The sequence below is a fragment of the Psychrobacter sp. 1176_08 genome, assembly GCF_052850615.1.
In genome coordinates, this window is the sequence record NZ_VXCU01000006.1 from 1 (window position 1) to 25043 (window position 25043).

At 40.9% G+C, this 25043-nt stretch carries 22 protein-coding genes; 9 read left to right on the plus strand and 13 right to left on the minus strand.

Annotated features, from left to right (window positions below):
* Positions 1-41: 41 nt before the first annotated feature.
* The gene (locus tag FW759_RS08860; RefSeq protein WP_446442769.1) at positions 42-1916 is read right to left on the minus strand and encodes a SurA N-terminal domain-containing protein; all 1875 of its coding nucleotides are present in this window, start codon (positions 1914-1916) and stop codon (positions 42-44) included.
* 399 nt (positions 1917-2315) lie between these two features.
* Positions 2316-2588 (minus strand): HU family DNA-binding protein, encoded by a 273-nt coding sequence (locus FW759_RS08865; RefSeq protein WP_045445077.1) that lies wholly within the window; start codon positions 2586-2588, stop codon positions 2316-2318.
* Between the two features lie 494 nt (positions 2589-3082).
* On the opposite strand from FW759_RS08865, the gene FW759_RS08870 reads away from it, so the two are divergent.
* The 8 genes from FW759_RS08870 (at position 3083) to fdx (ending at position 10270) form a co-directional block, all read left to right on the plus strand.
* A complete protein-coding gene (locus FW759_RS08870) occupies positions 3083-3727 on the plus strand; it encodes a hypothetical protein (protein WP_443530384.1) in 645 nt (214 codons plus the stop codon).
* 443 nt (positions 3728-4170) lie between these two features.
* Entirely contained in the window at positions 4171-4680 is a 510-nt protein-coding gene (locus FW759_RS08875; RefSeq protein WP_062844161.1) for an Rrf2 family transcriptional regulator, read from the plus strand.
* Positions 4677-5903 (plus strand): IscS subfamily cysteine desulfurase, encoded by a 1227-nt coding sequence (locus FW759_RS08880; RefSeq protein WP_353671165.1) that lies wholly within the window; start codon positions 4677-4679, stop codon positions 5901-5903. Before FW759_RS08875 ends, FW759_RS08880 begins: the two co-directional genes overlap by 4 nt.
* A gap of 185 nt (positions 5904-6088) precedes the next feature.
* Entirely contained in the window at positions 6089-6490 is a 402-nt protein-coding gene (gene iscU, locus FW759_RS08885) for a Fe-S cluster assembly scaffold IscU (protein WP_353671164.1), read from the plus strand.
* Positions 6491-6707: 217 nt separating this feature from the next.
* Positions 6708-7028 carry an iron-sulfur cluster assembly protein IscA gene (gene iscA / locus FW759_RS08890; RefSeq protein WP_021814983.1) on the plus strand — a complete coding sequence of 107 codons (321 nt, stop codon included), beginning with the start codon at positions 6708-6710 and terminating at the stop codon, positions 7026-7028.
* 63 nt (positions 7029-7091) lie between these two features.
* On the plus strand, positions 7092-7673 hold the full coding sequence (gene hscB / locus FW759_RS08895; RefSeq protein ID WP_446442770.1) for a Fe-S protein assembly co-chaperone HscB: 582 nt from the start codon (positions 7092-7094) through the stop codon (positions 7671-7673).
* Between the two features lie 291 nt (positions 7674-7964).
* Positions 7965-9845 (plus strand): Fe-S protein assembly chaperone HscA, encoded by a 1881-nt coding sequence (hscA, locus tag FW759_RS08900; RefSeq protein WP_446442771.1) that lies wholly within the window; start codon positions 7965-7967, stop codon positions 9843-9845.
* Between the two features lie 86 nt (positions 9846-9931).
* Entirely contained in the window at positions 9932-10270 is a 339-nt protein-coding gene (fdx, locus tag FW759_RS08905; protein ID WP_062844157.1) for an ISC system 2Fe-2S type ferredoxin, read from the plus strand.
* A gap of 103 nt (positions 10271-10373) precedes the next feature.
* Here the strand turns inward: fdx and FW759_RS08910 are convergent, their stop codons facing one another.
* The 5 genes from FW759_RS08910 to FW759_RS08930 form a co-directional block, all read right to left on the minus strand.
* Positions 10374-11795, minus strand: a complete 1422-nt coding sequence (locus tag FW759_RS08910) for an adenylate/guanylate cyclase domain-containing protein (RefSeq protein WP_446442772.1) — start codon at positions 11793-11795, stop codon at positions 10374-10376.
* A gap of 306 nt (positions 11796-12101) precedes the next feature.
* Complete coding sequence (locus FW759_RS08915; protein ID WP_446442773.1) at positions 12102-12533, minus strand: HIT domain-containing protein; 432 nt, start codon at positions 12531-12533, stop codon at positions 12102-12104.
* A 187-nt stretch (positions 12534-12720) separates the two neighbouring features.
* On the minus strand, positions 12721-16425 hold the full coding sequence (gene mfd / locus FW759_RS08920) for a transcription-repair coupling factor (protein ID WP_446442774.1): 3705 nt from the start codon (positions 16423-16425) through the stop codon (positions 12721-12723).
* A gap of 305 nt (positions 16426-16730) precedes the next feature.
* Positions 16731-17246: a ribonuclease E activity regulator RraA gene (rraA, locus tag FW759_RS08925; RefSeq protein ID WP_446442885.1), complete on the minus strand. Its 516-nt coding sequence runs from the start codon at positions 17244-17246 to the stop codon at positions 16731-16733.
* A 139-nt stretch (positions 17247-17385) separates the two neighbouring features.
* Positions 17386-18087, minus strand: a complete 702-nt coding sequence (locus tag FW759_RS08930) for an NAD-dependent epimerase/dehydratase family protein (protein WP_446442775.1) — start codon at positions 18085-18087, stop codon at positions 17386-17388.
* A 612-nt stretch (positions 18088-18699) separates the two neighbouring features.
* Between FW759_RS08930 and rpsT the strand changes: the two genes are divergently transcribed.
* A complete protein-coding gene (rpsT, locus tag FW759_RS08935) occupies positions 18700-18966 on the plus strand; it encodes a 30S ribosomal protein S20 (protein WP_010200097.1) in 267 nt (88 codons plus the stop codon).
* 142 nt (positions 18967-19108) lie between these two features.
* On the opposite strand, the gene FW759_RS08940 is transcribed toward rpsT, so the two are convergent.
* The 6 genes from FW759_RS08940 to rpsA form a co-directional block, all read right to left on the minus strand.
* Positions 19109-19945 (minus strand): histidine phosphatase family protein, encoded by an 837-nt coding sequence (locus tag FW759_RS08940; RefSeq protein WP_446442776.1) that lies wholly within the window; start codon positions 19943-19945, stop codon positions 19109-19111.
* 150 nt (positions 19946-20095) lie between these two features.
* Positions 20096-20893, minus strand: coding sequence for a metallophosphoesterase (locus tag FW759_RS08945; protein WP_095568838.1), 798 nt, complete (start codon positions 20891-20893; stop codon positions 20096-20098).
* Positions 20894-21161: 268 nt separating this feature from the next.
* A complete protein-coding gene (gene pyrF / locus FW759_RS08950; protein WP_446442777.1) occupies positions 21162-21860 on the minus strand; it encodes an orotidine-5'-phosphate decarboxylase in 699 nt (232 codons plus the stop codon).
* Positions 21861-21934: 74 nt separating this feature from the next.
* Positions 21935-22342, minus strand: a complete 408-nt coding sequence (locus FW759_RS08955; protein ID WP_062844149.1) for a lipopolysaccharide assembly protein LapA domain-containing protein — start codon at positions 22340-22342, stop codon at positions 21935-21937.
* Between the two features lie 113 nt (positions 22343-22455).
* Positions 22456-22761 (minus strand): integration host factor subunit beta, encoded by a 306-nt coding sequence (locus FW759_RS08960; RefSeq protein WP_062844148.1) that lies wholly within the window; start codon positions 22759-22761, stop codon positions 22456-22458.
* Positions 22762-23104: 343 nt separating this feature from the next.
* Positions 23105-24793, minus strand: a complete 1689-nt coding sequence (gene rpsA, locus FW759_RS08965) for a 30S ribosomal protein S1 (protein ID WP_062844147.1) — start codon at positions 24791-24793, stop codon at positions 23105-23107.
* Positions 24794-25043: the final 250 nt, after the last annotated feature.

Genomic DNA, 25043 nt, shown 5'->3' on the forward strand with positions numbered 1-25043 from the left:
CCATTTTCATAATTGGTCAGTTTCAATAATCAGTCAATCGATTAACGCCCCTGTGCGTTTTTCATGTTGGCTTCATTGATTTCAACTTTATATACCAAGCGCAGATAATCTAGATAGTCCTGTAGTTGATCTTGTCCCAAATTATCACGAATGATAGTAGCGGTTTGCGCTCTTTGCATCTCAGACAATGGTGACTGTTGTTCTGTCTTAATACGATCACCCACCAATAACGTGGCACCTGTCTCAGTTTCACTAGCGACAGCAACGACACCATTATCAGCAGCTTGCTGACTGAATGCCAATCCACGCTCTTTTTCTGTCAATCGAGTTGTCTGACGGTTGACACTGCCTAGTGATTGAAGACGTACTGGTTGTTTACCGATATCAGCTGGCGTCTTAATACCAGCAGCCAACGTTTTGGCTTGCTTCAATGCCAATGCTGTGGCTTTTTGCTGGCGTAATATTTGAGTAATTTTCGGGGTTGCCGCTGCTAAAGTAAGGGTCTTAGTAGGACGATAGTTACTTGGTTGCACCCAAACATTACCATTTCCAACTTCGATACCAGCTGTTACTGCCTGATCTTGAATAGTGAATTCATCAAAGGCCTGTTTGATAACCGCTGGCTGAGACAGTACCGATTGATTGTTTTCTTTAGTATAGTCTTTAATACGTTTGAGGGGTACGTTCTCTTGCTGAGCAATATCTTCAATACTAAATCCATCTGCTGCCAAGTCATTAATTGCGGTCACTTTATCGGCATACATCTCTTGGCGTTTGTATTCTTTTGCTTTAGCGGTTAACTCGTCACGCATGCTCTCTAGCGTTGGCATCTTACTGCCATTGTCTTCTGTTACAGTAAATATCTGATAGCCAAAGCTGGTCTTAACTGGTGCGGTCACGCCACCAACACTCAGCCCTTCTAAAGCTTTTTCAACTGCTTCTGCGTCATTACCGAAGACCGTTGGGTTGAATCGACCGATATCGCCACCTGTCTCTCCTGATGGATCATCAGATTCTGCTTTTGCCAATGCTGCAAAAGACTCACCTTTATTTAGACGAGCTTTTATCTTATCTGCTCTTGCTTTGGCATCATCACCTGTCAATAAGATTTGACTAATTTGACGCTCATCATTTATTGCCTGACTTTGCTTATAAGCGTCATATTGCTGCTGCAAGTCTTCTTTAGTGACATCATTAACTTGAATAGATTGAGGGGTCAGTTGCAAATAAGCCAAATCCACCATCGCTGCACTTTTTAGTGTGTTTTTATTGGCATCGTAATAAGCTTGTATGTCGCTTTTACTTACTTTAACCTGCTCTGCATAATCTTGCCATTTGAAACGATACAGCCAGATATTACGTGACTCAAGCTGCAAATCAATCAGTTGACTAACGGCTTTCATTGGATATACTGCCGTACCTACGATACTGGCATTAAGCTGATCGAGACTAAGCTGATTGCGAAATTCTGCAAATAACTGGTTTTTAGTCATACCACGCTGACGCAAAAAGTTTGCAAATTGATCGTTAGAGAAATTACCCTCTGCATCCTTAAATATTTCTTCTTCACGCAATAAACGATTAATGGTGTCGTCAGAGACTGTCATGCCAAGCTTGCCAGCTTGCTGCTCTAACAACGTACGATCAACAAGACCTTTTAGTACCTGTTCATGCAATACATCTTCATTCAATAGACTGGCATCATCAACTTGCTCTAATATCTCAGTGCGACGGTTATTTACGGCAGTCTGATACTCTGACAATCCTACGCTAGCATCACCCACCTGAGCGATCTGGTTGGGATCAACCCCGCCGCCAAAATAGCTTTCGACACCCAGTAGAGCGAGCGGCGATAGGCATAAAATCAATAAAATGCGACCTGGCCAGCTTTTTAAAAAATCGCGCAATTTATCCATAATTATCTCTGCTTTATTAACCTATATTGATGAAAAACCATTGTAATATTATTATTAATATCAATGCTATCTAAGCAGGCAATGGTAAGAATAAGAACATATGCATTTACTGAAAAATAATAAGGCCGTATAAAGCAGCCTTGTTTAAACAACGCATCTATCGCGCGCCCTATGATACGTGATTTTTGATATATACTCAAAATATTCACGTTGTCTGATACAAACTATCCCAATAAAAAAAGCACCCAGTTATTAGGTGCTTTTTTTCGTTCAAATCTTTACTTAGAGTAAAACCCAAGTCATGAACGATGATATATCTGTATCACGGCCAGCAAGCGCTGTCTTTATTTATCTGCTTTCATCATACAGCGCATGCAGCTTATCGCTTAAAAGAACGGCTTAGTTTAAGCGCTCTTTTAGGTTTTTACCAGCTTTAAAGCTTGGTACCTTACTTGCTGGAATGCTAAGCTCTTCACCAGTCTTAGGGTTACGACCAGTGCGTGCTTTACGGTCTTTTACGCTAAAAGTACCAAAGCCAACTAGTGAGATGCTATCGCCAGCTTCTAATGCTTCGCCAACACTTTCCATAACAGCGTTTAGGGCATCACCAGCCTGAGTTTTGTTTAGACCACTTTTGTCTGCGATGCTATCAATTAATTCTGACTTATTCATAAAATTTCCTTCAAGTTTAAGGGGGATAATAAACGCTCACGCCAAGCATTGTAACGTTCTCATAGCATTTAAGCAATAAGAACTGCCTGACTGGCATATTAACAGGTGTCGCTTTGTTATCGTCTTTATATCAAGGCAGCATAAGGAGCGCAAGTGATTTTACATATTTTCGTCCTCTGAACTACGTATTTGACACTCAATGTTACGCAAAGCCTTTGCAACTCTCCACATAGATGTTTATTTTAGCTAAAATATCGATAGTTCTGTTAGCAAAACGATATGTGTTACCTTCTACTACATTGATAATTATGAGTACCAGCTTTTTTATTGACTGCCAAGTAATCAGGTAATAATTTATTAACCAGCAGAAACTAGCGTTACTTTTTATTATAAAGACGTTACTATAAGAAAATAACATTGCATCTATTGAGGCAGAATTTAAACCTTGTTTATCTTCTGCCTCAGATTTGTCAAATAAAAAACGGATTATTTACATGAAGCGTTCTACGTTGTCCCACTCTCTTCTTAATATTATTTTGGTATTCATCGAGTCGGCGCTAACACTATTGTTACGTTTGGATCCCGAACTGCGTAAAGCCGCTTATCCGCTAGCCAAACAAGGTACTGTTGTAGCACTACGTTTGTATTTACCCCATGTCGAGGTTTTTGCTACCTTTAGCACTAAGGGTGTATTGCTAGATGCTGAACTACCAATTGGTCGTAGTGAGCCTGATGTCATCATTAATGCTTATAGTGTTCAAATTATCAACGCTATCAGCACTCACGATAGCGAGGCAACTGAGAAGCTACAAATGCGCGGTGAGTCTGTCCAAGTACAACTGGTCAAGCAATTTATTATGCAGCTTGGTGTTGGTAATTTGATTCGAGGCGTGATTCAGAAGTTTAAGGGTGGAAAGGATAAAAGCCATCCTACTGACGCTGAAATGGCGGATAAAAAAGAGAGCTATCAACTCCGTATTAAAGAGCAGCAAACCCAAATCAATACCTTAACCATTAAAAATCGCGAACTTGAAACGACGCTAAAAGAGTTACAAAGTAAGCAAAAAACCCTGATGATCGTAACGGTCATTGCCATCGTTGCTATGATTGGCTCTATCATAGCGCTATTGATGAATTAGTTTTAATTAAGTATTAACAGACAGCGCGGTGCCGTCTGTATAAGCGTTTGATGCCTGCTATCTGATGGGCATTAAACGCTTTTTTGTTTTTATGTACTTGTTAATGTTGTGCATAGATTTTTATTTTTAAAACAAAAGCTTGACGTCCTCTCATCATCTGTGTGGTTCCTTCTCTTTTTAATGTCATTGTTTTTATCAATCATCATGATGAGCTAGATTAACCATTCAACCATACTTTAATCTTGACTAAATTACTCAGGATTAAGTATAATGGGTTCAATCGTTGCACACATCGGGTCGATCATCTGTTGTTTAATAACGATAAGACAAATCTTAGCCAGTATCACATTTTACAAGTAGTGCTCATATTATGGGCTACTGTCATGCTCATCTCGCTAAGACCGTTGTTAAATAAAAATGACATAAAAGTTTGGAGATAACATATGCGTTTGACTACTCGAGGCAGGTACGCCGTTACTGCATTATTAGATTTGGCATTACAAACCAGTCAGCAGGATACTGCAGTTTCTTTATCGGACATTGCCAAAAGACAATCGATTTCTATCTCTTATCTTGAACAGCTATTTTCAAAGCTTCGCAAACGTGGTCTTGTTACTAGTATTCGAGGTGCCGCTGGTGGTTATCTTTTAGCCAAACCATTACATGAAATAGATGTGATGACCATCATATCGGCGGTTGACGAATCAGTGAATGCGATGCAATGTGAAGGACGTGGCGACTGTCAAGATGGTACAATGTGTTTAACTCACGACTTATGGTCTGCGTTATCCAACCATATCGAACAGTACTTGAAAAATATAACTTTAGCGCAATTATTAGATATGGAAAACGTGCAGTCGGTTTCAGAGCGTCAGCACATATCTACTAAAGATATTTCCATAAAAGACATCAACACTATTACTTTATCGAACAGCGAGGCAAACCCAGCATGAGCCAACATAACAACCTTATATATTTAGATTATGCCGCCACCACACCAGTTGCTAAGTCAGTAGCTGCTAAGATGAGCGAGTATCTGACTGTAGATGGCATCTTTGGTAACCCAGCCTCGCGTTCGCACGGTTACGGCTGGCAAGCAGAAGAAGCGGTAGAAACGGCTCGTCAGCAAGTTGCTGAAGTCATCAACGCTGACCCACGCGAAATTGTTTTCACTTCTGGTGCAACTGAGTCTGATAACTTAGCTATTAAAGGTGCGGCACATTTTTACCAGTCTCGCGGTAAGCACATTATCACCAGTAAAATTGAGCATAAAGCGGTACTTGATACGTGCCGTGAGCTTGAGCAAGAAGGCTTTGAGATTACTTATCTTGAGCCGCAGCCAAGTACTGGTCTTATTTTGCCTGAGCAAGTTAAAGAAGCGCTACGTGATGATACGATTTTAGTGTCATTGATGATGGTAAACAATGAGCTTGGTACAGTAACTGATGTTGCTGCTATTGGTGAGTTGACTCGTGAAGCTGGCGTCGTGTTCCATGTTGATGGTGCTCAGTCTGTCGGTAAAGTGTTGATCAATCTTGAAGAGATGAAAATTGATTTGATGAGTTTCTCAGGTCACAAAGCATACGGTCCTAAAGGTATCGGTGCATTATTTGTTCGTCGTAAACCTCGTATTCGTCTAAAAGCAGAACAGCACGGCGGTGGTCATGAGCGTGGTATGCGTTCAGGTACATTGCCAACACATCAAATCGTTGGTTTGGGTGCAGCATTTGCTCTAGCTAATGAGCGTTATGAAGAAGACCATGCTCATGCCGCGAAATTGCGTCAAAAATTATGGAACGGTCTACAAGATATTGAAGAGATCTATCTCAATGGTGATCTTGAGCACAGCGTACCTAACATTGTGAATATCAGCTTTAACTTTGTTGAAGGTGAATCACTCATGATGTCTCTAAAAGATCTAGCTGTCTCATCAGGTTCAGCCTGTACGTCAGCGACACTTGAGCCATCATATGTATTACGCGCTATTGGTCGCCCAGACGAATTAGCTCATAGCTCAATCCGTTTTAGCTTTGGACGTTATACCACCGAAGAAGACATCGATACGGTTATTAAACAAATGCATGAGGCAGTTGATAAATTGCGTGCCCTATCACCACTTTGGGACATGTATCAAGAAGGTGTTGATTTAAACTCAGTCGAATGGTCTGAGCATTAAAAATTTGTACCAAAATACTAATATGGTTATAAAATATAACCATTAAATAATTAATCAGACAATTATAAATTCAGTTTCTACAAACACTGTTTCTATAAATGACCAGTTTGACCCCAATTATCGATGAGTTAGTAGCATTTTAAACACTTAAGCTACTGCTCATCATCTAACTAGGAGAAAACCCCATGGCCTATAGTGACCAAGTTATTGATCATTACGAAAACCCACGCAACGTTGGCAATCTTGATAAAAATGCCAAAAACGTTGGTACTGGTATGGTTGGTGCCCCAGCTTGTGGCGATGTAATGCGCCTACAAATTCAAGTTGATGACAATGGTATCATCGAAGACGCACGCTTTAAAACGTATGGCTGTGGCTCAGCGATTGCATCAAGCTCGCTTGTTACTGAGTGGCTTAAAGGCAAAAGCTTGGATCAAGCTAGCGAAATCAAAAATAACGATATCGCACAAGAACTGGCATTACCACCAGTAAAAGTGCATTGCTCTGTTCTTGCTGAAGATGCCATTAAAGCCGCTATTAGCGACTATAAAGGTAAGCACAGCGCAGTAGAAGAAGCAGCCAGCTAACTTGTTCGTGCATAAGTTGTTATTTTATTAGCAATGCTTTAGTAGCAGTACGTTGAACAGCGACTAACGCTAAAGAGGTGACAATAACGCTTACGCAATTGTCACCTTTTATTTTCTAAACGTTGTTGGCACATTACTTTGGCAAATTCGTCATTTTGATTGCCAGTTTGTATAATGTTTTATAGATATTTCTTATTGATAGTCAATGGGAGTTGGCATGATTGAAATGACAGAACGCGCCGCTCAGCATGTTCGAGATTTTTTGGACAATCGCGGTAAAGGTGAAGGCATTAGAGTCGGCATACGTACAGCAGGTTGCTCGGGTTTGGCTTATGTTTTAGAGTTTGTTGATACACCTGACGAAAATGACACGCGCTATGAAAGCCGTGGCGTCAGTATTTTTATTGATCCTAAAAGCTTGGTTTATTTGGATGGCTTGTTAATGGACTATGAAAAAGAAGGTTTAAACGAAGGCTTTAAATTTACCAATCCCAATCAAAAAGGTGAATGTGGTTGCGGTGAGTCATTTACCGTCTAAGTTTTTGTAATTTAATTGCTGATAAAAACGTTAAAAACAAATAAAAAAAGTAAGGCGTATGACATGACCGATATGACTCCAGAAGCTCAGTTTGATAACTTCTTTGCTCTATTTGAGCAACCAGTACAATTTGAGATCCATCAAGAACTTCTCGATCAACATCTACGTCTGCTTCAAAAGCAGTATCATCCTGACAATGTTGCAAAAAATCTAGCTGATACCGCACAAGCTCAGCAGCATTCTGAGCAAGCATCCGCACTGATCAATCAAGCGTATCAGACATTAAGCGCGCCTGATAGCCGTGCTAGCTACCTTTTAGAAATAGCAGGTCAAGCGCAAAATGTAGAGCACTCAATTGCAGATTTGGAGTTTTTAGAAGATGCGATGCAAATGCGCATGGATTTGGATGATGCTATCACCGATAAAGACCGTCTGATATTACAGCAACTGCATCCGCAAATCGTAGAACGCTTGACCAAACAATCTGACCGCTTCAGCAATGCGTATAAAAGTAAAGATTGGCAAACAGCCATCGATGCTACGCAAAAACTAAAGTTTTTAGTGAAGTTGAATGCTGATGTTACCACAGGTCTTGATGAAGTCGCGACCGCTCATCAATCAGATGATGACGATCTATATGTCTAACGTTTTGATAGTCTCGATATCCGATTGTTAAATTTGTACGAACTATTTGGTTTATTGATTCTTGTGCAGCCTATTGGCTTTTGCACAGAAATACTTTGAACTTATGGTGCTTATTTGGACATTATGGTTAAAGTAATATCCGCTATATCGTATAATCTATTTTTTTATTTTCAGCACGCCTGATTGCTTCGCTTCGCTGCATTGAGAGCAAAATAGACGCCTTTAATGTATCACCGTGCGTGTGTTGTATTTGCTTCATTTCACTTATTTATTTTATCTCTGAGTTATCTTATGTCTTTATTGCAAATTGCCGAACCCAATCAAAGCGCTCAACCTCATCAGCATCGTTTTGGCCTAGGAATTGACCTTGGTACCACACGCTCATTGGTCGCTGTAGTACGGTCAGGCAAGGCGCAAGTCTTAGAAGCTGATTCAAGCAATGACACTTTATTGCCGTCCATTGTCTATTATCCAAGCTCAGGTAATCCTTTGGTTGGTAACGACGCCTTCTCTCACTTGGCAGATGATCCAAAAAATACCATTGTCTCAGCCAAGCGCTTTATGGGCCGTAGTCAATCGGATATCAAATTTTCTCATCCTTATGAGCTAAGCGGTAATAAAGATGATATGCCGACATTTGTGACTGCTCAAGGTGAGGTATCGCCAGTTGAAGTCTCAGCACGAATTTTAGCAACGCTCAAGCAACGAGCAGCGAGTGCATTACCTGCTGACAGTATTGAAGGCGCCGTGATTACGGTTCCTGCTTATTTTGATGAAGCACAGCGCCAAGCCACAAAAGATGCCGCCCAAGCCGCTGGTATCAATGTCTTGCGTTTATTAAACGAACCAACTGCTGCGGCAGTAGCCTATGGTTTAGATCAACCAACTCAGGCCGATGCTAAAGAAAGCTATTATTTGATTTATGATCTTGGTGGCGGCACCTTTGACGTCTCTATTTTAAAGCTGACAGATGGGGTCTTTGAAGTATTGGCAACGGGTGGCAATAGTGCACTTGGTGGTGACGATATCGACCGTTTGCTGACCAATTGGCTCATCAAACAGTTGGATATCGACCCAAAAGATGTAAGTCGTCATGATAAATCAATCCTCGCCCAGCAAGCCAAAACTTATAAGCAAGCATTGACCGATGCTGAACAAGTGAATATTGATATCACTGTGAACAATCAGTTTTATCAAGGTGTATTAAGCCGTGAAGACTTACTTGTTATTATAGAACCCGTAAGCCGCCGCACGTTGAGCGTCTGTGAGCAAGTGCTGCGTGATGCTAAATTATCGAGTGCAGATTTGGATGAAATCATCTTAGTCGGTGGCTCTACCCGTATGCCTGCAATACAGAAAGTAGTTACTAACTTTTTTGAAAAACAACCTCTTTGTCGTCTGAATCCAGATGAAGTCGTTGCCTTGGGCGCGGCGCAAACGGCCCATCAACTGGTCAATGGCGATGCTAATAATAATTTATTATTGTTGGATGTAACACCCTTGTCGCTTGGTCTTGAGACTATGGGTGGTCTGGTGGAAGTGCTTATTCCTCGTAATACGCCAATTCCTGTTAAAAAACGTCAAATATTTACCACTTATCAAGACGGTCAAACAGGCATGGTGATTCATGTCGTACAAGGTGAGCGCGAAACCGTAGAAAACTGCCGTTCGCTAGGTCGTTTTGAGTTGTATGGTATTCCATCAATGAAAGCAGGATTTGCTCGAATTGAGGTCACGTTTAGTGTTGACGCTAATGGACAGTTAACTGTGAGTGCACAAGAAACCACCACTAAAACCGAGAGTAAGATTGAGATTGTGCCTTCTTACGGTTTATCAGATGAACAAAAAGAGCAGTTACTTGTTTCAGGCTTTAAGTACGCAGAAGAAGATAAAAACACACGCTCTTTGATTGAAACCAAAGTGGAAGCTGAGCGAGAAGTATTGGCTCTACAGTCGGCTTTGAAGGAGTTTGCCCCATTATTGACTTCTGAGGAGCAGCATGCTTTAGCTGAGCAGATACAAGCATTACAGACAGCGCTTAGCACTGATGACTTGTCTGTAATCGAAACCAAGCAAGCTCAGCTCAAACCGCACAGTGATGCTTTTGCTGCCCGTATCATGAATCAGAGCGTCAAAGCCAGTATGGCTGGAACCAGTGCACAAGATTGGTAGTAGATACCTCTAGCATTGTGACTTAGAAGCTGTCTTAAGTTTACCTCCTATATTTTTTAAATTGATTAGCATTGGAAAGACAATTTATGCCAAAAATTACTGTACTACCCCATCATGAGATTTGCCCTGAAGGCACTGAAGTCGAACTAGAAGCTGGCAAAAACCTATGTAAAGCACTGTTAGAAAAAGGTATTAAAATTGAGCATGCTTGTGAGATGTCGAAAGCTTGTACTACTTGTCATGTGGTCGTTCGTAAAGGTTTTAATAGTTTAGATGAGATGGACGATGTCGAAGCTGACTTACTAGACCGTGCTTGGGGACTAGAGCCTGATTCGCGTTTATCTTGTCAAGTGATGCTTGAAGAAACCGATCTGACTATTGAGATTCCAAAATATACACTCAATCATGCAAAAGAGAATCATTGATTAACTGTAGTGAATTAGATTTATAGATAATAAAAAAGCCAGCTATCTTTATCATAGCTGGCTTTTTTATGTTTAACGGTATAGGGATTTATTCTTCACATTTTTATTTACGAGAGGTGGTATTACGATTATCTTCCACCTCAATATTTGTGACTACTTTTTCTTTTTCCTGCTCGATACGTTCAAGTGCAAAATTCAAACGAGTCATGATGTCTTGATAATCATAATCTTTTATATCTTTAAAATTCAGATGCAAATTAAAACCGGGTAAGGTGTGATCCAGCCATTTTGATTGATGAGTGACATTAGAATCAGGATCCAATATTTGCCATGCATTTACTTTATTGTCAAAACCCTTTAGTTGAAACGCTCCAGCATGCTCGCACTCGTAATTATGACAAATATAATCATACGTGCTCTCACTAACCAGTATCATGCCTTTTCCAGCGCTAGACTCAAGTCTGGCTGCCAGATTGGCCTCTTTACCAATCAAAGTATAGCTCAATCGATTATTACTACCAAAGTTACCCACGTGGCAATATCCTGTCGTGATACCGATACGAATGTATAATCCTTCAAAACCCATCAGTCGCCACTTTTGTCTTAAAGTACGCATTTCACGGCGCATGTCTATCGCCATGGCCACACAGTCCAAAGCATCTTGTCGCGGACCACGGCTATTTGGCTCACCAAAGAAACACACCATACCATCGCCAATGAACTTATCGAGTACTGCCCCATGCTTATTGGCAATTAAGGTCATACGCTCCATGTAAGTATTCAAAATATCAGCCAAATTATCAGCACTTAGGCTATCAGAAAGCTCAGTGAAACCTACGATGTCTGAGAACATAATGGTCAGCTTTGCTCGTTTGTTGGATACGCTAACAGGACTATCTGCTCTGACAATTGGCTCCCAAATTTGCGGCGGTACAAACCGGGTCAGCTTATTTATGACCGACACCATCGTATTCAAGCGCCCACTTGCTTGACGTGCACTTTCTTTATAACCAATATACTCTTGGTGAATACCGCGAAATTGAGACAGAATAACCATCATGCTGGCTAACAATACGACGGAAGGAACCCATCCCTCATTACAATTCAACCCTTCATTATCCAAAATAGTGCTGACGTAATAAAAGACAATAGAGGTCACGAATGCCACGGTAAACAATCTTAGACGGTTTTCGACTCCGCTTATGATCATACGCACGCCGATCAAGGCTACCAAGCTCAGCGATATCACTGTACAAAACTGTATTGAACCAATCACTACTGAGAATAATATAACAACCATGTTGGACGTCCAAAAGCTGGTTGGGCGACGGTAGTTATAAATAAGGATCATGAGGCTAGGTAAAAGAATGACAACCAATAGTGCCATTGAAGTAGGACGAAAATTATAATGTAGGGCGAGTAATACTACGGTAAGAACCAATACAAACACTTCTGGGTAATCAAATCGGCAAATCTCTTTGTCCTTCGACGGAGATTTTAATTTTAGTATGTCTAAGAAAGCCATAAAAATGATCACTTTATCTAACAGGCAACGAAAAAATTAAGTGTTATAAAAATATCTAAATACTTTTAATTTTCATAATAGCTTATTTATAAGTTTACCCAACAATATATTATACTTTCTAACTGTAATAAAGCCTATGCCACCGATAACTAAAGAAACTCCCTTCGTCCGTTAATGACTTATTTATTCTATCGTTTTATTGATCGATATATTTTAGATATAACATCATAAAGAAAGCCAGATAATACAATTATCTGGCTTTCTTTTATAATCAATAATGGTCAGCCAATTATTGGCAGTATTACCCTACATCTGCCAATCAAACGGCATTTGATGATGTCCACGTAGTGCCATCATTAAGGTCTGCTGCATCTGCGCCAATACGTCTTTGGTATAAGGAACAGCGGCCGCGCCCCATACTGGATTCGGCCACTGCATGTCGTTTTGATAACGAACAATATGATGAAAATGCAGCTGAGGTACTTGATTGCCAAGTGCTGCTACATTCATTTTATCTGCTTGAAAAGTCTTAGCAAGCTGGCTTGATAACCAACTCGATTCACGCAAAAACTGCGCTTGGTCTGACTCAGACAATTCGTACAACTCTTTAATGCCCGATACACGCGGCACTAAGATCAACCACGGAAACTGGCAGTCATTGATTAAACGACAAGTCGATAGTGGAAAATCACCCACTAAAAAGCTGTCAGCAGCAAGTTTATGATGAAGTTGGAACATAATGACGGTTCTCTTGTTATGGCACTTAAATAAACGAAGATAAAAATAGGTAAAAATACAAAATAATCCCGTTATTTTATCAGGTATCTAACCGATAAAATAGCACCATTACTTATTGACTGCGTTTTTTGAACTGGTGCTACCCATCGCAATACTCTAACACGCCTATCGCCATCCTCCAATTAGACTAGTTGGACTCATCAACCATATGTTCACTAAAATAGCGAAGCAAGTCTTGGATGACAGTAACTCGCTGTTGCAGCGTTGCCAATTTATCAGCATCCTGATAACGAATACCAGAGGCACCATTCATTCGATATCGCTGCCCATCGGTTTGAATCAGTTTGATAATTGCCAATGCTTCGACTGGGGTATCTGGGGCAAACTCAAGCGTCATACTATTGCTATTGGCATCAATTTTATTAATCTTGAGTGGCTCGGCCTGTAAGCGCAATCCATGAACCGCAAAAAGTTGCTTAGTCTGATCCGGCAATGTACCAAAACGGTCAATCATTTCGGTACGGATATCTGTTAGCGCTTCTTTATCATCGGCATTGCTAATGCGCTTATAAAATAGCAAACGCTGATGCACATCATGCAAATACTCTTCTGGTATCAAAGCAGAGCTATGCAAATTAATCTCACTGGTCAGCGACAATGGTGTACTCAAATCAGGCTCTTTACCTGCTTTAATGGCTTTGGTGGCACGTTCCAGCATATCCATATACAAGCTAAAACCAATCGCCTGCATATTACCACTTTGCTGTTTTCCTAATATCTCGCCAGCACCGCGAATTTCCAAATCCTCACTTGCCAGCATAAAGCCTGCGCCCAAGGTATTGGCATGTTCAATCGCATGCAGACGACGCTTAGCATCACCTTTAAGTCCTTTGATAGAGGGCACCAATAAATAACAATAGGCTTGATGATGACTACGACCTACGCGACCACGTAATTGATGTAGCTGCGCAAGACCAAACTCATCAGCACGCTCAATGATAATGGTATTGGCGTTGGGGACATCAATACCCGTTTCGATAATGGTCGAACAGATCAATACGTTAAACTTTTTATGATAAAACTGCTGCATCACTTGTTCAAGTTGACGTTCTTGCATTTGACCATGAGCGACACCCACGCGAGCTTCAGGAACAAGCTCACGGATGGTTTCCGCCATACGCTCGATACTGGCAACGTCATTGTGAAGTAAATACACCTGTCCACCGCGCAAAAGCTCACGTAAGATGGCTTCTTTTAGCAATGCCTCTGTCTTTTGCATCACAAAGGTTTTAATCGCTAGACGACGTGCTGGCGGGGTGGCGATAATTGACATATCTCGCATACCTGACAGTGCCATGTTAAGCGTTCTAGGAATTGGCGTAGCCGTCATTGACATACTATCAACGTCTGTTTGAATAGCTTTGATACGCTCCTTGTGACGCACACCAAAACGATGCTCTTCATCGACAATCATGAGGCCCAGATTGGAAAACTTCACATCCGGTTGTAGCAGTTTATGAGTACCAATGACGATATCGACTTTACCAGCCGCCAAATCAGCCAATACGGTATCTTGATGTTTTTTACCACCAAAGCGCGATAACGTTTCAATTCTTACTGGCCAATCAGCAAAACGATCGCGGAAGTTGTCTTCATGCTGACCTGCCAGCAGCGTGGTTGGAACCAAAACGGCAACTTGGTAGCCTGCACTAACCGCAATAAAAGCGGCACGCATGGCAACCTCAGTTTTACCAAAACCTACATCTCCACAAATGAGACGATCCATTGGCTGATTTTGTCTCATATCTTCCATCACGGCATGAATGGCATTCGCTTGGTCAGGCGTTTCTTCAAAAGCAAACTGGCTAGCAAACAGCTCATATTGTGAGCTGTCTATTTTAAAATGAATACCGACCTTGGCTTCGCGCCGCGCTTGCATATTTAAGAGCTCAGCGGCCACGTCATGAATTTGTTCTAGCGCTTTTTGTTTTGCTTTATCCCATTTACCACTACCAATTTTGTGCAGCGGGGCTAACGCCGGATCTCCACCACTATAGCGATTAATCATTTGTAGATTAGCGACTGGGACATAAATACTGGCGTCATCAGCATACTTTAAATGAATAAACTCTTGCTCACCGTCACCAACGTCCAAAGTAATCAGACCATTATAGCGACCAATTCCATGCTCGATGTGAACAACTGGGCTGCCTTCCGTTATCTCCGTAACGCTTTTTACCAAAAACTCTTCTGATACACCGCTTTGACGATGACGACGTGTTTGCAGCACCTGCCGACCAAATAATTGTGTCTCACTAATCAGTACCAAACGCTCAGGCACATAAACGCCGCGCTCAATGGGTGCAACCGTCAAGCCGACTTGTGGTAAGTTATTATCAGCGACTCTCTTTGTTTTATCCGCCGCTAAAAACGCTTCAAAGCTGTCATACGCCTTAACATTGACTTTACCCTTGAACAGCTCAATCAGAATCTCACGACGTCCCGCAGTTTCAGCAACCACCAAGACGGGTGTCGAGGTTTGCGCCTGTATACTCAAAAAGTCCAATAATTCGCTTAAAGGTTCAGCTTTTTGATGATTTACTGCCAGTTGTGGTGGCTTCTGAGCGCTTAGCGTGACTAGCCCTTGTTTTTGAGTCGAGGCCGTAAACGCTAATGATCCATTCTCTTTGTCTATAACGTCACCATCATTCATGGTAATCAGCTCATCACGTGCGCTCAATATCACACGGGGATAATGATTCAGATGCTCATTAAAGGTATTTGATAATAGATATAACAGCTCAGGGGCGACAATGGGCTTGTCAATATCGTGGCGGCGCTCTTCATAGCGGCGCTGGATTTGTGACCAGTAATCTGCCTGTTTCTCATGAATCAATTCATCAGTAATGAATAGTGCGTCGCTTGGCAAATAGGCAAACAAACTACTCTCTGCTTCCCAGTCTTTTGCATCAAAAAATAAAGGCTGATAATACTCAAGACCGCTACTGGCAATACCTGCCATCACATCTTTATGTAGTTCAAATTTACGGCTACTAGTGTTCGGAAACATCGCGGCAAAATTTGTACGGAAAGTTTCGCGCCCTTCATCGAGTGGAAACTCTTTTGCTGGTAGGATTTGAAATTGTTTGATAGGTTTTGAGATATCAGGTAATTTATGCAATAGAGACAGTGATTCTTTGGCCATACTGCTGTCATTGCCCGTCATCATGGCATTGAGATCTTCAGTGGTCAACGTACGCTGGGTTTGAGGATTGAAGAATCGAATCGTCTCAATCTCGTCATCAAACAAATCAAGACGCAGCGGAAATGGTTGACCCATCGCAAAGATATCAATGATACTACCACGCACAGCAAATTCGCCTGGCTCGAAAACATTTTCAACCGCTCGATAACCTGCTTTTGCCAGCAACTCACGCTGCGTATTGATATCAAACCGATCACCAACGCTCAAATCAAAGTGCTGACCAATCAGCCAGCTTGGCGGTGCCACACGGTGCATCAATGCCTGTACGGAGATTAAAAGTACGCCTGAGGTTGGCATATCTGTCAGAAGATTAATACGCTCACTGACGATGTCTTGATGCGGTGATAGCTCATCGTACGTCAGCGTTTCCCAATCAGGAAACACATAAGCATCGACGCCACAAAATGCCAATTCTGTCTCTATCTGATTGAGCTGGTTTTGATCACGTGTCACCACGATCTTGAGACGGTCAGCAACCTCCCATATTGGCGCTTGTACCAAACTTGCCAGCCACAAACTACTGACAGCACCATGCACAGGCGCAAGCCAACGTCGCTCGGTATTTTGGATAGGAAAAAGCTGCTGATTAATAGGGTCAAATGCGTCAGTCAAAGCAGTGATAGGCATAAAAGATAGGATCGAAGTTAAGAGTCAGATAGCTATTATACGAATATTTAAGCAATTGCCAAAACTTATGCCGTAACGGTTTGTCACTTAGTCATTTTATTCGGCATTATCAAGATATACCACCTCTAACTTATTAATCAGTACGTTTTTGAAAGAAGCCAAAGAGTAAAGGAACAATATATATCGGTTCAAAAACAGCATTACGCATACCAAAAAACCTCAGTCCGTACAAGAACTGAGGTTTTTATGATTGACTAATAATTGATTGCCAACTGCCAAATACATTTTTGCTGATTGGTTGGTTTTTAAATGAGAGGCTTATCACTTGCAATAATACCGTTATTGTCAGCGTAAACAAACATACCTGAATTCAGTGTTAAATCACCAAAGCTGATTTCGATATCAGTCTGACCTTCATCACGGCGGGTCGATTTGCGCGGGATACAGCCAAGTGCCATCACACCGATGTCCATTTTCGCCATATCATCGACATCACGGACACATCCATACACAATCACTCCGGCCCAGCCGTTATCGACTGCCGCTTGAGCAATCATGTCACCTAAGAGTGCACAACGCATAGAGCCGCCGCCATCAACAACCAACACCTTTCCATTACCGTCTTTATCTTTCCCATTACTGTTCAACAATGATTTAACATAACTGTTGTCTTCAAAGCACTTTACCGTCACAATTTCACCGCAAAACCTGTCCTTGCCGCCAAATGTATGAAACGATTTGCCTTCAATATTGGGCAGACAGACTTGTGATTCGGGATTGGCATCTAATAGATCACAAGTCACAAAGTTTTCGTCACTCATCTTCGCTGATTCTGACACGATCAAACTCTTTTTTAACGCTCAAACAAAAATATTGATTTTGATAAATCTTAGATTATTTATATTCACTTAGGCTATTTAACACATTAAAGCTACTTACATGCCGACAGTGATTGATGATCTATTGTTTCACTCTTGTCATCGACAACATCTGCTTATTTTCAATAATACGGGTTGTATTCGTCCTAGGCTCTGAGCGATATTTACTGCGCTCATAAATATCATGCGCACTCATTGCCATGGCACTAGCAACGCGCTTAGCGGAGATAGGATGCAATGGCATAGATTCTGATACCAAAGGTGAAATGAGCTTAAAAGCTTTTTGACCCATGCTTTCAAGAGGACGACCTTTATGTTTGCCAAGCAACAACGAGGGACGAAAAATGACAATTTGCGCAAAATCCAATGCCATAATGGACTGTTCGGTCTCAGCCTTTACTCGGTTATATAAAAAACGACTGTTAATATCTGCATTCATTGAAGACAGTAAAAAAAAGTTTTCAACGCCCTTATCTTGACAAAGTTTGGCGAAATTCACATTGTAATCATGATCAATTTTTCGAAAAGCCTCACTGCTACCAGCTTGTTTCTTTGTCGTACCAAGGCAGCTAAACGCATCTGTTTTCTTATCTACACCAACGCTTGAAAATATTTCAGCCAAATTATCAAAATCATTGACCTGATAAAAACGCATACTGACATTAATATAGCGTGGCGGACGCCTTGCAATCACAATCAATGTGTCATAAAGCTCACTCAGTTGCTTAACAAGATGTTGACCTACCAATCCCGTCGCACCAATTACAATTGCTTTTCGCTGCATATCCTATCCACTTATATACGGTTGGAAAATTTCTTATAATGAAAAGCGCAATTTTTAAAAGCGCTTCTTTTTAGTATCATACCTAAATTACGCAACCATTGACGTTATTCTGTAGAGTTTATTGTAAGAGATTTTGTCTGCTATAGCTGATTCACTCATCAAACCCTTAGCGATTTTGAGTCATTTTTTGCCATCTATATACAGCATACTCTTCAACAAATAAAAATAACTTATACTAACAGCCTAAATGGATAGTCTTCACTCTTTTATCTTAATCAATGATAATTCTTTTAGATGGATAAACTTACTATATCCATTCATAGGAACGTGAAAAAGCCGGCAGTCCAAGTGTTATCGCAACTTCTTTAAGCATTAATCATCAAATATATTGTCCTAAGCACAATAATTTGATAAGATAACCGGCTTTACACGTCAACGCTGTTTAATTATTCCAAACAGTTCTGGCGCTTGCGATGATCTATTGATATTAGATACTTTGATATCAGACATCGACATCATGTTTGACGAGACGGCTGCTCGTCACCAATGATTGTTAAACCCATTATTGCAATCAACATTCATATTTTATCTGTCTTTATCAAGGAGATACGCGTGGCTAATACTGCACAAGCTCGTAAACGCGCCCGTCAAAACACCAAACGTCGTCAGAACTCTGCGTCACAACGCTCTATGGTTCGTACTTACTTAAAACGTGTTGATGCGGCTATCGCAGCTAAAGATTATGACGCGGCTACCGAAGCTTACAAAAAAGCGGTACCAGTTCTTGATCGTATGGCTGACAAAGGTATTATTCATAAGAATAAAGCTGCTCGTCGTAAGAGCCGCCTAAACAAAACAATCAAAGGCTTACAAGCTTAAGATTTGTACTGTTTAGACCGCATTGCGTGATCATAGCGCATTGACTAAAACCTTGTTACTGGTTCTAATACTGGGGCAAGGTTTTTTTATGTTTGTGTAAAATACGACTTTAGTATCGAAAGTTTTATCTTCGGAAGTAGGATTATTTTAATTTTGCAATTGGCGGTAACAACAAGGTGCTGGCATGGAAACCCGCTGCACGGTAACTGTCCAACAAAGAGCTTATCGGACGAACGTATACCTCACCTCGCCAGACAAAATGAGCATTTGCTTGTTCAAAAGGCTTATCATCAAACCACAAAAACACCCCTTCCATCATCTTTGGCCAATCATTCCAGTCAATCTCAACCACATCAAACATAACCGCTAAAAACGCCGACAGCAAAGTATCATGACTGACTGCCAACATTAAATGACCATGTTGCGGCTGATTTTGATAAAAAAGCGATAGAATATCAAGACCGCCTTGATAGGCATTTTTGGTGCCTTCAAGATTTCCTTGCAAGAATCGGTTGATAAAATTAAGAACGCCAATTTCTTTAAATATGGGCGTGGCAATATCAGGTTCAGTGACCAAGCTACCCGGCTCTACCAGTAAGGACTGATGCGCAATATCACGTCTAAGCCCTGCCCCTTCTTGCATTAACTGCGCAGTATCAATACAACGACCGATCGGACTTGAAATACTGTCGACATCAAGTGAATACGGCAAATGCCCTGACAACCATCGCCCCCAAGACTTTGCTAGTACGCGCCCTTTCGGGGTCAGTGGCAATTGATAACTGGCAAAACCATTACCATCAGAGCGCTCTCGTAGCGAATGTCTAGTAAATAAAATTAAGCGCTCACCTTCAGGCAACAGACGGACGGATGAGATCATGCTATCAGGCAGATGCGAAGGTGCTGGCGCACTTGGAATGTGATTCGCAAGCTTCTCAGCGGATAGTTTGGATAAGAGATTATTCTGATTTATACTCATATTAATAAGCGTAGCAGATTTTTGGATAAGAATGAATGAAATATACGATCAGTTGCAATATAAGCAATCCATGTAAGAATAAAACCTTCTAATAAGAAGAAAAGTTTTATTGTATTGTTAGTCAAGATATTTAAAACTCATGAATTCAAACTAATCAATATGGATCACTTTATCCCACGAAAATGCCAAAGTCGTACTGCTGACTTCGTTGGGATAGGCACGCGGATTGACGATCACACGCGTATTACCGATACGATAGTCAAATGCTTCGTGAGTATGACCATGTACCCAAAGTGTTGGTGCCCAATCCTCGTGCATCCACTCAGAAAAATCACTAACAAAAGCAGCATTACTCGGCAAGCTAGCGTATTTCTCTGAGACTGATAGAGGACTCACACTATGATGGCTCATCACAATGGTCTTTTTACCCAGCTCTTTTGCTGTGATCAAAGCTTGCTGAAGCCATTGGCGCTGCTTAGCATGAATTTGTATCGACACCTCAGGTGAAAATAGCTCATTGCCTGCATATATTTGCTTGTAATCACGCATAAAATGTTTAGCCGCTGCCATGGTCTCATCATTGGCTTTGTACTGATAATCGGTCCACAACGTACATCCTAGAATTCGTACATCACCAATATCAATGTGTTGGCACTGTAATATTTTTACACCTTGCATTGACTCATTATTATAGTTGTCCCAAGTGGCCAGTTTCTTATCAAAACCTAGCACATCCTCATTAAAGTATTCATGATTACCTGCAATGGTAATCAAAGGTACTTGTAGACGCGCTGCCTGCTCTTGTAGCCAAGGCATTCCGCTGTCACTATTGGCAGTATCTCCTGCTACTAGTACCACGTCTGCATCTGTCTTAGGGATATGTCCTATAGGGTGCGACTGGCGGGCATAACTATCGATATGTAAGTCGCTTAGTATCTGTAATTTCATATTTTCCAATATTATTTTATGATGCTATTTTAAAAACTCGAGTGATAAGCAAAATCAAAGTTGCTGGAAACAAATTGAGTCATTGTCATACGCTCAAACACAATTTTAGGTATGATATGAGCACAGTCTCAAACAGTGTAGCACCTTTTCTAATACCTACAAAAAGTAAAAAAGACAGCATATTAGGCTGTCTTTTTTATGATTTTCTCGAGAAGCAATTTTAGATATATTCGTTTCTAATTGTTTCGTTAGACTTTCAGGCATGGTCTTAGATACTTTGTAGTATCTTTTGTAGCTTAGCAGCAGGGTCTAATGCCTGCGTGATTGAACGACCAATAACCAAATAATCAGAACCATCATCGAGTGCTTGTTTTGGCGTACAAATACGTTTTTGATCATCAGAACTGTCTTCTGGCAAACGAATACCAGGAGTCACTAATTTAAAATCATGGCCGCATAGCGCTTTAAGTACCTTAGCTTCCTGTGCTGAACAAACCACACCGTCAAGACCCGCTTGTTTAGTCAGTTGTGCTAATCGACTGACCTGTTCATCCAATGCCACAGTGATGCCTGTCTGTGCCAGCGCTGCTTTGTCCATTGATGTTAGAACCGTAACGGCAATAAGTAATGTCTCAAAACTACCGTCAAGCAAGCGCTGTTTGGATAACGACATTGCCTCTAGCCCTGCACTTGCATGCACATTCACCATCCAGACACCAAGATCGGCAGCAGCTAGGACAGCCTGTGCTGTCGTATTTGGAATATCATGAAATTTTAAATCTAAAAACACATCAAAGTCACGCTGATGTAATGCCTGAACGATGGTCGGACCACAGCGAGTAAAAAGCTCTTTACCTACTTTTAATCGACACAATGCTGGATCTAACTGGTCAGCTAACGTTAAAGATGCCTCCATACTCATGTTGTCTAAAGCGACTATGATGGGAGACTTAGTTACATTATTCATGGTTTTGCCATATTTATATTAAATTATTAAAACACCACATATAGGGTTTAATCGCAAACCTCTTACTTACCAAGCTAATCTCGTTTATGCTTGGTAAGAATAGGCTCTTTAGCTGCATTTATTGTTGTAGTGTCTTGCATGCCAGTCGTAGTAGAACCATATACAGCATCTTCTACCGTTGGTGAATTTGCTTGACGATCAATCACAATATTCGCTTGGGTCAATTGCTCTTGTAAGTTAGTATTTGCTTTCTGCAAACGTGAGATCTCCCATTTGTTTTGTAATACACGGAAGATCAGTAAGGCCAGCAAGATACCTATAAAAACACCAAGTATGAGGCAAAGGATTAATAACAACCCTAGATTCATTGTAGGCGCTTGCGAAAATAGTAAGTTTACGCCAATTTCGGTATTATTTGCCAATACCAAACCAAGTGCATAAGCAAAGCTTAAAAATAATAGGACAAAAAGTAAAAATCGCATGAGACATGTACCTCGATTTGGAATATCGTTAATATTCTGAAAATAATATACTAGTAAAAATTCCTAGCATACTATCTCTTTAAGAATTTTCATCCAATCAGACTTTATAATAATTAACCATTTGCAACTTTATCATTGACTGCTTCACGTAATGCTTTGCCTGGCTTAAAGTGTGGAATAGCTTTGGCTGGTACTGGTACACTTTCTCCTGTCTTAGGATTACGACCCATACGAGCGCGACGATGATGAAGACAAAAACTGCCAAATCCACGAACTTCTACCCGACCGTCATTTGACAAAGTATGGGTCATCAGATTCAATATTTCGCGTACTGCGTCATCGACCACTGTATCAGTCATCGTGTCACAGTTTGCACTCAAATTACTAATAAATTCGGACTTGTTGATTGCTTGCTGCATTATTACGCTTGCCTTGTTAATTAATGGATAAGATGATTTTAGGTTAGACCGCTGCTATCGAGTAGTATTTTATAACAACCATGTTGAAAATATCACTCTTATAATCGCATCGATTACGGTAAAAATCTCTCGATCATGTCAATACTATGATCCAAAATAAGCCATGATTTTAATATCGTTATTCAATATTGCAAATGATAGCGGATATTATAGTAAATGAAAACAAGAGTTTGCCTCTTTGAGCAAAAACCTTATTAAGAGCTAATAAACCCAAAGTTTACTTATAAAAAAAAGCGACCGGAGTCGCTTTTTTTATCATACTTTTATATTAGCAATTTGCAGTTTACTGCATTTGCTCTTTGATCAAATCACCAATAGTTTTTGGTTGTGCTTCAGAACCTGGAGCAGCAGCCGTGCTAGTGCTACCAAGATCTTTGATCGCTTGACGCTCTTCAGCTTCGTCTTTCGCTTTGATAGACAAGTTGATATTGCGTGTTTTACGATCAACACTGATGATTTTCGCTTCAACGTCATCACCAACGCTCAAATGCTTAGTCGCATCTTCAACGCGGTCACGCTGGATTTCAGAAGCACGTAAGTAAGCTTCGACTTCATCAGCAAGCTCAATAGTTGCGCCTTTAGCATCTACTTCTTTTACTTTACCATTAACGATAGCACCACGGTCATTGTTGACTAGGTATTCGTTGAATGGATCAGAGCTTAACTGCTTCACGCCTAGGCTGATACGGTTCGCTTCTGCATCTACAGACAATACCATCGCTTCTACAGTGTCGCCTTTGTTGTAGTTACGGATAGCGTCTTCGCCAGTTTCGTTCCAAGAGATATCAGATAGATGAACAAGACCATCAATACCACCGTCTAGACCGATAAAGATACCGAAATCAGTGATTGATTTGATCGTACCAGTGATTTTATCACCGCGCTCATGTTTCTTATCAAACTCATCCCATGGGTTGGCTAGAGTTTGTTTGATACCTAGGCTGATGCGACGACGTTCTTCATCGATATCAAGAATCATTACTTCAACTTCATCGCCCACTTGTACTACTTTAGATGGGTGGATGTTTTTGTTGGTATGATCCATTTCTGATACGTGTACTAGACCTTCAATACCTTCAGAAATTTCAGCAAAACAACCATAATCAGTCAAGTTGGTTACGCGAGCTTTTACAACACTACCAACTGGGTATGTACCGCCAACGTTATCCCAAGGATCAGTACCAAGTTGTTTTAGACCTAGGCTTACGCGATTGCGCTCACGGTCAAACTTCAATACTTTAACTTTTAGGTCTTGACCAACTTCTACAACTTCAGATGGATGCTTGATACGGCGCCATGCCATATCAGTGATGTGCAATAGACCATCGATACCACCAAGATCAACGAATGCACCGTAATCAGTTAGGTTCTTAACGATACCTTCGATCTCAATACCTTCTTCAAGCTTGTTCAATAGCTCTTCACGCTCAGCTGAATTCTCAGCTTCCATAACTGCGCGACGGCTAACAACAACGTTGTTGCGTTTTTGATCAAGTTTGATAACTTTAAACTCTAGCTCTTTGCCTTCGAGATGCGTCGTATCACGAATAGGACGTACATCTACTAACGAGCCTGGTAAGAACGCGCGTACTGAACCCACGTCTACAGTAAAACCGCCTTTTACTTTGCTAGAAATGATACCTTTTACGATCTCATCGTTGTCATAGATTTTTTCAAGGACATTCCACGTTTCAACGCGTTTGGCTTTTTCGCGTGACAGTAAGGTTTGACCCATACCGTTATCAACCGCTTCAACCACAACATCAACGCTATCGCCAACTTCAACTTCAAGTTCGCCTTCTTCGCTTAAAAACTCTTCACGAGCGACGATACCTTCAGACTTAAGACCAGTATCTACTGTGATCCAATCACTGTCGATGGCCACAACAGTACCTGTAATAACCGAGCCACGCTCGATATCCAGACCCTGTTCTTCAATGCTCGCTTCAAATAGTTCAGCAAATGATTCCATTATTTCTACCTTTGTATAGCCGTATCCTGTCCAGCACAGTACGGATCAAATTTATGACTGCATAAAACGAGAATACTGGTTTTATATCTTATATAGTCATATAAAAAAACGTTTGTTGATAATAAGCAAATAGCTTAAAGTACTCATTAACAACAACTGTCTTAAATACTTGCCCTTTAGAGCTTACTCAGCAGTCCGATAGTTTAGTCAATCTGCCAAGATTAATGTTCATACAATTTTATACTAAAGT